This is a genomic window from Mesorhizobium sp. (assembly GCF_005063415.1).
Lineage (GTDB): Bacteria > Pseudomonadota > Alphaproteobacteria > Rhizobiales > Rhizobiaceae > Mesorhizobium.
Genome location: NZ_SUEG01000174.1, coordinates 1,400 through 9,696 on the forward strand (window position 1 = coordinate 1,400; position 8,297 = coordinate 9,696).

General features: G+C 57.1%; 6 protein-coding genes. 4 read left to right on the forward strand and 2 right to left on the reverse strand.

The window, feature by feature from the left end; all coding sequences use genetic code 11:
* Positions 1-648, reverse strand: a 648-nt coding sequence (locus E5W70_RS28105) for a DUF1223 domain-containing protein (RefSeq protein ID WP_292664582.1), incomplete at its 3' end; no start/stop codon positions are given.
* Between the two features lie 282 nt (positions 649-930).
* Complete coding sequence (locus E5W70_RS28110) at positions 931-2,016, reverse strand: TadE/TadG family type IV pilus assembly protein (protein WP_292664583.1); 1,086 nt, start codon at positions 2,014-2,016, stop codon at positions 931-933.
* A 158-nt stretch (positions 2,017-2,174) separates the two neighbouring features.
* Here E5W70_RS28110 and lepA point away from each other — a divergent pair, with 158 nt between their 5' ends.
* From lepA to E5W70_RS28130, 4 genes are all read left to right on the forward strand, one after another.
* A complete protein-coding gene (gene lepA, locus E5W70_RS28115) occupies positions 2,175-3,980 on the forward strand; it encodes a translation elongation factor 4 (protein WP_292664584.1) in 1,806 nt (601 codons plus the stop codon).
* A gap of 51 nt (positions 3,981-4,031) precedes the next feature.
* Positions 4,032-7,151, forward strand: coding sequence for a metallophosphoesterase (locus E5W70_RS28120; protein ID WP_292664585.1), 3,120 nt, complete (start codon positions 4,032-4,034; stop codon positions 7,149-7,151).
* 113 nt (positions 7,152-7,264) lie between these two features.
* Positions 7,265-7,453, forward strand: a complete 189-nt coding sequence (locus E5W70_RS28125) for a hypothetical protein (protein WP_292664586.1) — start codon at positions 7,265-7,267, stop codon at positions 7,451-7,453.
* Between the two features lie 30 nt (positions 7,454-7,483).
* Complete coding sequence (locus E5W70_RS28130; protein WP_292664587.1) at positions 7,484-8,008, forward strand: hypothetical protein; 525 nt, start codon at positions 7,484-7,486, stop codon at positions 8,006-8,008.
* Positions 8,009-8,297 lie beyond the last annotated feature (289 nt).

Sequence of the window (8,297 nt, forward strand, 5' to 3'; positions counted from 1 at the left end):
CGCCGGCAGCGGCAGCGCGATGGCGCCGCCGGTCCAACTGCCCAGCCTGGTCAGCGAATGCACGACATTGGCGTGCGGCAGCGTGCGGCCGGTGTTTTCGCCGCGGGCCACCGGCACCTCGATGACGCCCTTGCCGTAACGCACCAGCCAGACATCGGCCTTGCCGCCGGGCACCGCACCGGCGCCGATGCTGACCTTCCCGCCGGCGAGCGACAGCGAAGGTCCGTCGGCGTGGCCGCCGCTCGAAATCAGCTGCTCGATCTCGCCCGGCCTGGCGCCGACCGCATCGGCCTTGCCGTTGACCACCACTTGCGGCGTGAACGGGCCGGAACGGCCGAGCGACGGTTCATAGCGGACCTGGCGCTGAGTGAATTCCTCTTTGCCGAATGTGTCCTTCCAACCGAGATAGTCCCAGTAGGTGACGTTGAAGGACAGCGCCAGCACGCCGGGCCGGTCCTTGACCTTGATCAGATTGGCGTTGGCCGGCGGGCAAGACGAGCAGCCCTGGCTGGTGAACAGCTCGACGACGGTCAGCGTCTGGCCGGCAGCCGCGCTGGTTAGCGAAAACCCAATTGCCGAAAACAAAGTCGTCGAAAACAGGGCCAGGGCAAGCCCGGCAAGGGCCGTGCTGCGTTTCAATCCGGTCATCGCTGTCCTCATGTGCGGTTCCATGTCCACACTTCGCCGCCGACACACGGTTCGTTACAGCATCACCGCTTCGTGATTGAGGAGAAGTTTTTCGTCTCAGGGATTGGCGAGAGCCGAGGCGACATCCGATCTCCCCATGTTTGGACCGGGGACATCGCGCTCGTGTCCTCGAATGGCATCCCGAGCCCCCAGCGCAAAGCGCGCCAAACTGTTCGCGATGTCCTCGCACAACTGTTCGCGATGTCCCTGGTCCAAACGGGGGGAGATCGGCACTCGGCCCGGCTATTGTGTAAGCACGGTCTCCGAAGGGCGCTTGTTGAAGGCGCACTTGCCGGTCACGAAATAGGAAAAATCGGCGTCCGTTATGGTGTTGTTGGTAAGTGATCCGCCATCTTCCCACGCTTGACTGCTGGTGATGCCGCACGGCACGGCCGTAAAGATGTCGACAGTCGTATTGGCTAGCGTCTTGACCTTGTCGATGAACAATCGGTCGGAAGTTACCGGATCGTCCGATCGCAGGGTTGTTTTCGTGCCTGAGGCCAAATAGCCCCCGCCAAGACCAGGGTTGGGATTCGGAATCTTCATCTCCAGCGACAGGTTATCCATGTCCTTCACGTCGATCACCGCACCGGCGCCGGTCGCGGGATACATCGTGTTGACGCAGGTGGTTGCATATTTCCTGGTGCCGCTGATCTGAGTGATTGTGCCGGTGGGCAAGCCGTAGAAGCTGAGCACCGTGGTGGTCGTGCATACTTGTTTCTGGACCAGCGTCTCCGTCGTCCCATTGATCGTGTACACAGAGGAGGTTCCGTAGCCTTTCGGATCGCCAAACCTGTTGTAGGCGTAGGAAATCCTCATCAGCTTATTGGCCACCGTGTCCCCGGATTTCGTGCCGTAGAGCGTCACCGTCTTGTCCCACCAGCCAGACACCTTGTCGACCTTGAACGTGGCCTCCACCAATGCCGGCCGCTTTGTCACTGCCGACGCAACGCCGACCTGCACCGTGTTGATCTTGGCGATCTGCATGAAAGCCGTCGGCATGGCAAAGCCGGCCGAAGCCTTGATGCTGGCGGCGCCGTCGGTGGCGACGACGAAGCTGTCGAGCTTTGCCGTGCCTTCCCCGCCATTGGCAAGGTAGGACTCCTGCAGCTTCACCTGGCGGTCCGCCAGTGACGTGGTCGTCTCCAGCGTCGTGATCGACAGCGACGCGGCATCGAGCGCGTTCTGCATCGAGGCCCTGGTTGAAACCGCCGAGGTGTAGTCGATGGAAAAGCCCAATGCGGCAACCATCGGGATAAGCAAAATGGCGAGCAATGGCGCGAACGAGCCGCTCACCGATCTGAGAAATTTGCGTGCTGACAGCGGCATTCCGATCCCCCGAAACGGCGATAGACCGGTGGGCTATCACGCCGGGCGCGAACTATGCTCTAATCTCATGGATCAAAGTTTAACGACTTTGCCTCGCCGCCGCCGCACCCACGCCCCGCCGCTTGCCGATATACCGTGCCCCTGCTAAAGCGCGCCGCATGACCACGCCGATCAAGAACATCCGCAACTTCTCCATCGTTGCCCATATCGACCATGGCAAATCCACGCTTGCCGACCGGCTGATCCAGTCGACCGGCGGGCTGGAGCTGCGCGACATGAAGGAGCAGGTGCTGGACTCGATGGACATCGAGCGCGAGCGCGGCATCACCATCAAGGCGCAGACGGTGCGGCTGAAGTACCGCGCCAACAATGGACAGGACTATATCCTCAACCTGATCGACACGCCCGGCCATGTCGACTTCGCCTATGAAGTGTCGCGCTCGCTGGCCGCCTGCGAAGGCTCGCTGCTGGTCGTCGACGCCTCGCAAGGCGTCGAAGCGCAGACGCTGGCCAATGTCTACCAGGCGATCGACAACAACCACGAGATCGTCGTGGTGCTGAACAAGGTCGACCTGCCCGCCGCCGAGCCCGAGCGCATCCGCGAGCAGGTCGAGGAGGTGATCGGCATCGACGCCTCCAACGCGGTGCTGATCTCGGCCAAGACCGGGCTCGGCATTCCCGACGTGCTGGAAGCGATCGTCAACGATCTGCCGCCGCCGCGCGAGGGCGACATCACCGCTCCGCTGAAGGCGATGCTGGTCGACAGCTGGTACGACGCCTATCTCGGCGTCATCGTGCTGGTCCGCATCATCGACGGCGTGCTGAAGAAGGGCCAGACCATCCGCATGATGGGCACCGGCGCCAGATACCTGGTCGAGCGCACCGGCGTTTTCACGCCCGCCCGCATCAATGTCGACGAGCTCGGCCCCGGCGAGTTCGGTTTCTTCACCGGCTCGATCAAGGAAGTTGCCGACACCCGCGTGGGCGACACCATCACCGAGGACAAGCGCCCGACGGCACAAGCCCTGCCCGGCTTCAAGCCGGCGCAGCCGGTGGTGTTCTGCGGTCTGTTTCCGGTCGACGCCGCCGATTTCGAGGACCTGCGTGCCGCCGTCGGCAAGCTGCGCCTCAACGACGCGTCTTTCTCGTTCGAAATGGAGACCAGCGCCGCCCTCGGCTTTGGCTATCGCTGCGGCTTCCTCGGCCTGCTGCATCTCGAAATTATCCAGGAGCGGCTGGAGCGTGAGTTCAACCTTGACCTCATCGCCACCGCGCCCAGCGTCGTCTACCGCCTGCTGCTGAACGACGGCACGGTCAAGGAACTGCACAACCCGGCCGATATGCCCGACGTGGTCAAGATCTCGGCGATCGAGGAGCCATGGATCCGCGCCACCATCCTGACCCCCGACGACTATCTCGGCGGCATCCTGAAACTCTGCCAGGACCGGCGCGGCATCCAGGCCGACCTGTCCTATGTCGGTAAGCGCGCCATGCTGATCTACGATTTGCCGCTCAACGAGGTGGTCTTCGACTTCTACGACCGGCTGAAGTCGATCTCCAAGGGCTATGCCTCTTTCGACTATCATCTCACCGACTATCGCGAGGGCGACCTGGTCAAGATGTCGATCCTGGTCAATGAAGAGCCGGTCGACGCACTGTCGATGCTGGTCCACCGCACGGCGGCCGAAAAGCGCGGCCGCCAGATGTGCGAGAAGCTGAAGGAGCTGATCCCGCACCATCTGTTCAAGATCCCGATCCAGGCGGCGATCGGCGGCAAGGTCATCGCCCGCGAAACGATCTCGGCGCTGCGCAAGGACGTCACCGCCAAATGCTACGGCGGCGACGTCTCACGCAAGCGCAAGCTGCTCGACAAGCAGAAAGAGGGCAAGAAGCGGATGAGGCAGTTCGGTAAGGTGGATATCCCGCAGGAGGCGTTTATCCAGGCGCTGAAGATGGGGGATTGACAGGACTACCCGATTCGCCGTCGATTTGCTTTGCGCAAGTGGGGGCGACAAATGTCATATTCGATTCTGCACATAAGCGATCTGCACTATTCAAAGAAAAATGCCGAGCAGAGGAACTTCCTTGTAAATAAATTTTTTGGTGACCTAAGATCGACTATAGATAGTCAAGGTAAGCCAAATGCTATCGTTTTCTCGGGAGACATTGTAAACGATCCTGACGAGGAAGATGTCTATCTGTATGCCATAGATAATTTTCTTGAGAAATTGTTCGAGATATCTGGCGTATCTGCCTCCTCACTTGTTTTATGCCCTGGTAATCATGATATTAGTCGGTCTGCTTTGAAGGCACATCAGCCTGTATTCGATGCTTTGCGCAAGAATATGGGTGACAGCAACGTCATCGAGAAATACTACCAGGACAAGGCGTTAACGGGGTACGCTCAGGATCTCGGCAAGAGATTTTTTGAGCTTTGCGAGTACCTCGATTTGAAGTGGGACAACCCCTTCTTTCGGATCTCCAAAGTCGGTGAACTACAATTCGTTGCCACCAACTCTGCATTTTCCTGCTCGCTTGAAGGATCACTGCAGGATCGCGGTAAACTGATCTATCCGCTTGGTGCACTGGAAGACGCCGTATCGAAGCTTGATGGCGGTCGCTCGTTTGCCTTAGTGAACCACTTCCCCCTCACTGACTTTGAAGAAGGTAACTTCCGTTTGGTCGAACCGCGTGTCCGCAGCACGACGCGTTTTGTATTCTTTGGACACGTGCACAACGCCAACCCGATGGCGCAGCGCTCGGCCGATAGCGAGGTTGTCTACCTTCAGTCTGGAGCACTTTTTGCGCGAAGTGATTATTTCAAGGGGTATAGCTACACGTCTATCGACGGAGACCACTCGTTTTCTTTATATCGATCATATTATGATCAAAGAGCCGTTTTTGACGTAGCAACAAATGTCGCAAAGGAAGGTATCTTCTACCCAAGACCCGCTGACAAAGCGTTTTGGTTCCAGCAATCCAAGAAATATACGGCGGAAGACCTTTATAAGCATCTAGAAGGACTTGTTAAAGATCATTATTTCTCCAACTTGAATCTAGCGATGCTGGGAATGGAGCTACACCAAAGTTATGTATTTCCGACGTTTGGAGAAGTTGACCTCTCCAAGTCCGCGGACGGGGGGCAGCCATCAGAGCAACATCGCGGGGAAGGCGACGTCAAGGACGTCGATGATCACTTTTGCTGCCACTTCACAGATGAGACTGGAGCGACCAGTTTCCTACTATATTTGGCAATGGAGTACTCGGCGTCGTGCAGGAAAGTAAGGACTCCGCGAATCCCCATCTATGTAGATATTCGCGGAACGAAGGGATATCCCGCCATCGTCTTGAGCATGCTTAAAGCCGGTATGCCACAGGTGGAGCATCCCGTTTTCGGTTGGTCGGCGCGGTCGGGTGATCAACCCTATATTATCTTAGTGGACAACTTCGACCCGGCGGCTGCAGATCATCGCCGATGGCTTGCGGAGGCATACCGTCTGGTACCGAAAGCGCGTTTCGTCATATGTGCAAAGGCACCCTTCGCTATGCATGGCAGCAAGGTTAAAGCTAAGATTGATCTGCCATTTGGTCACAGATCGTGGGTTCTATATCCTTTTGACAGAAGTGAAGTACGAGCGTTAGTTCGAAAGTTCCCCCTGCCGGAGAATCTTGATCGTGATGTCATCGTCGAGGAGATTAGATTCAAATTTAAGACGATCGGCATCCCGCTTACCGGACCAATTATATGTATGTACTTAACGGTTCTGAGAGAAAAAAGAAAATATGCGCCTATTAACGCAGCAGCAGTCATAGAGAATTTTGTTGAACAATCTCTAGGTAAGGGCCTCTCGACCATCGTATATCAGGACGATTTCGATTACACAGAGCAACTCACGATACTATGCTATTGTGCAGAGGCGTACGTAATTAGAAACATAGAGTGCGCCGAATACTCTGAGCTTTATGCATTGATTCAAGAGTACTATAGACATAGAGGAATGAAACGAGATGCACAAGCTATAGTTAATCACTTTATCGACAAAACGATATTCGAGAACTACGGGAATAATATATATTTTAGGTACAGAGTTGTGTTCAGCTACTTAATAGCACGCAGAATGGGGGAAGAGCCGCAGTTTAAGAGCTTTATTCTACACGAAGATAGGGTTCACGACTTCATTTCGGAACTAGACATGTACACGGGGATACATCGAGGTGATGTGGCAACGGTCGAGGCCATTGAGAAGTTACACGATAGCCTTACGGGAGACATCGAAGGTGAATTCGGACGGTATGTCGACCGGAGGTCAGTGAGCAAGATAAAACTCCCAAAAGCAAGTAAGATGGAGGAGTTTGTCGAGGCAATGCAAGATAGCATCGACGAGCAGCACAGTCCAGAGCAGCGCGATGCCGAGGTGGAGCCAAGCATCGAGAAACCGTCACAGTTCGTACAACGATTCAAACGGCCAGATGAACAGGATTTGCTGATTCGGTGGGCAAAGTTGACCGCCTGCTACAGCGTAACGTTGAAAAACTCGGACAGGCTGAATGTGGTACAAAAAAGAGCTCACCTGACCAAGATATTGAACAGGTGGGGAATGTTGACGGGGCTCTGCTTCAAGGTCGTATCGCTATTGTTAGAGAATGGCAAGGTAAAAATAGGCGGTTTTGAAATGAATTTTGGAGCTGGCAAAATTAAGGACCCAAAGATGGTCAGACTTATAGTGGCGAACGTGCCACAGATAGTGAGTCAATACACGCGGATGTACGTGGCATCAGGAAAACTTGAGGAAATATATCGGACCGTCGAGTTGGACGATTTTCCAGAATTCTTGCGGGTAGCTGGAATGACTGATTTGCGAATGAATGAATTTATCGGCGAGATATCGCGCTATCACAAGCGGTACAGGTCGAATCCGACCATGCTGGAATCGCTCATGTGGAAGATGCGGGATAGCTTTTTGAGATTTGGGCTCGACAAGGTGTTCGTGCAGCCGATGCGTCAGCAGATTGCCGAGTTCGGCGCCGATATTCTGGGCAAGAAAGGTGCGGACCGGGATCGGCATGTTGCCGATACAATTCAACGTCTGGGAGAGCAGCGACTTACTATGAAGCTTCGGCGGAATGAGGAGTGAAGAGGGGCAGGAATGCACAAAGAACGGCTATCCGATGATTTATATTATCTGCGCGACTTGCGGTGCTCTGCTCTCGCGGCAGGGCAGGCCGTTTTCCTCCGGGGAGAATCATCATGTGTCTTAGCGCTTCCGCGCGGCGCATCGCCGTCGCGCGCTGCCTTGCCGCATCTGTTGCGCCGGCGGCGCATGCCGGCGACGTCAGCGTCCAGTTCGCCGAGCCGCCGCTCAATGCCATCAAATGCGCGCCGGCCAACGCGCTCCCCCGCGTGACAGTGGGCTCATTGGAGAACGCGCTATCCTGAAGTATCCATGCGCTGGAGGGAGGTTCTCAAATGCGTTCCGCTAGCCCTACTATCTCCGATACCATCGCCGCGATCGGCCTCGCCATCGGCGGCGCCTCCGGCCTTGCCGGCACCTTCGTCGCCAGCGCGTCCCTTCGCGAAACACTCTGGACGATCGATGGCGTGGCGCTCGTGGTGGCGACCGCGCTGCTGACGATGAAATATCAGCGGCAGGGCAATGACTGCGTGGCGGCCGGATTTCTGACCTTCCTCGCCGGCGAGAGCCTGCTGCTCGCCGGCAATGCGGCGGGGCTCGAGGCCAGCGTGCCCTCCTATGTCGGCGGCATCTCGCTCTGGGCGGCGGCGCTGGTCATGGTCAGCGCGCCGAAAACCTTCGCCCTGTGGATGCGGCTCACCGCTGTCGTGGCCGCTTTGCTGTTTGTCGTCTCAGTGGGCCTGATCCTGTGGGGCGCGCCTTTGCTGCCGACCTCGGCGCCGCTGCCCGCTGCCGGATATCCCTTCCTGGTGCTCACCTTTGTTGGTTGGATCTGGACTCTGCTGAAGCCTGATCGTTGAGCCCGGTCGCACCGCCCCCGCTCCGGCCGCTTCGCGGCCACCTCTCCCCCACCATGTGGGGGCGAGGAAACGCCAATCGCCGAAGCTGCATCCTTGCAAGACTTGGGTTCCTCGCCCCACGGAGTGGGGAGAGGTGGTTTGCGAAGCAAATCGGAGAGGGGTCTTGCTTGGCAACGCTGCGCCTTTCGCGATGCAAATACCGCAATCGCCTCTTCCACCCGTTTAGCCGCCATGCCATGTTCCCCGTCGCGGCCGGGCAGGCCGTTTCATTCCGGGGGGAATTCCATGT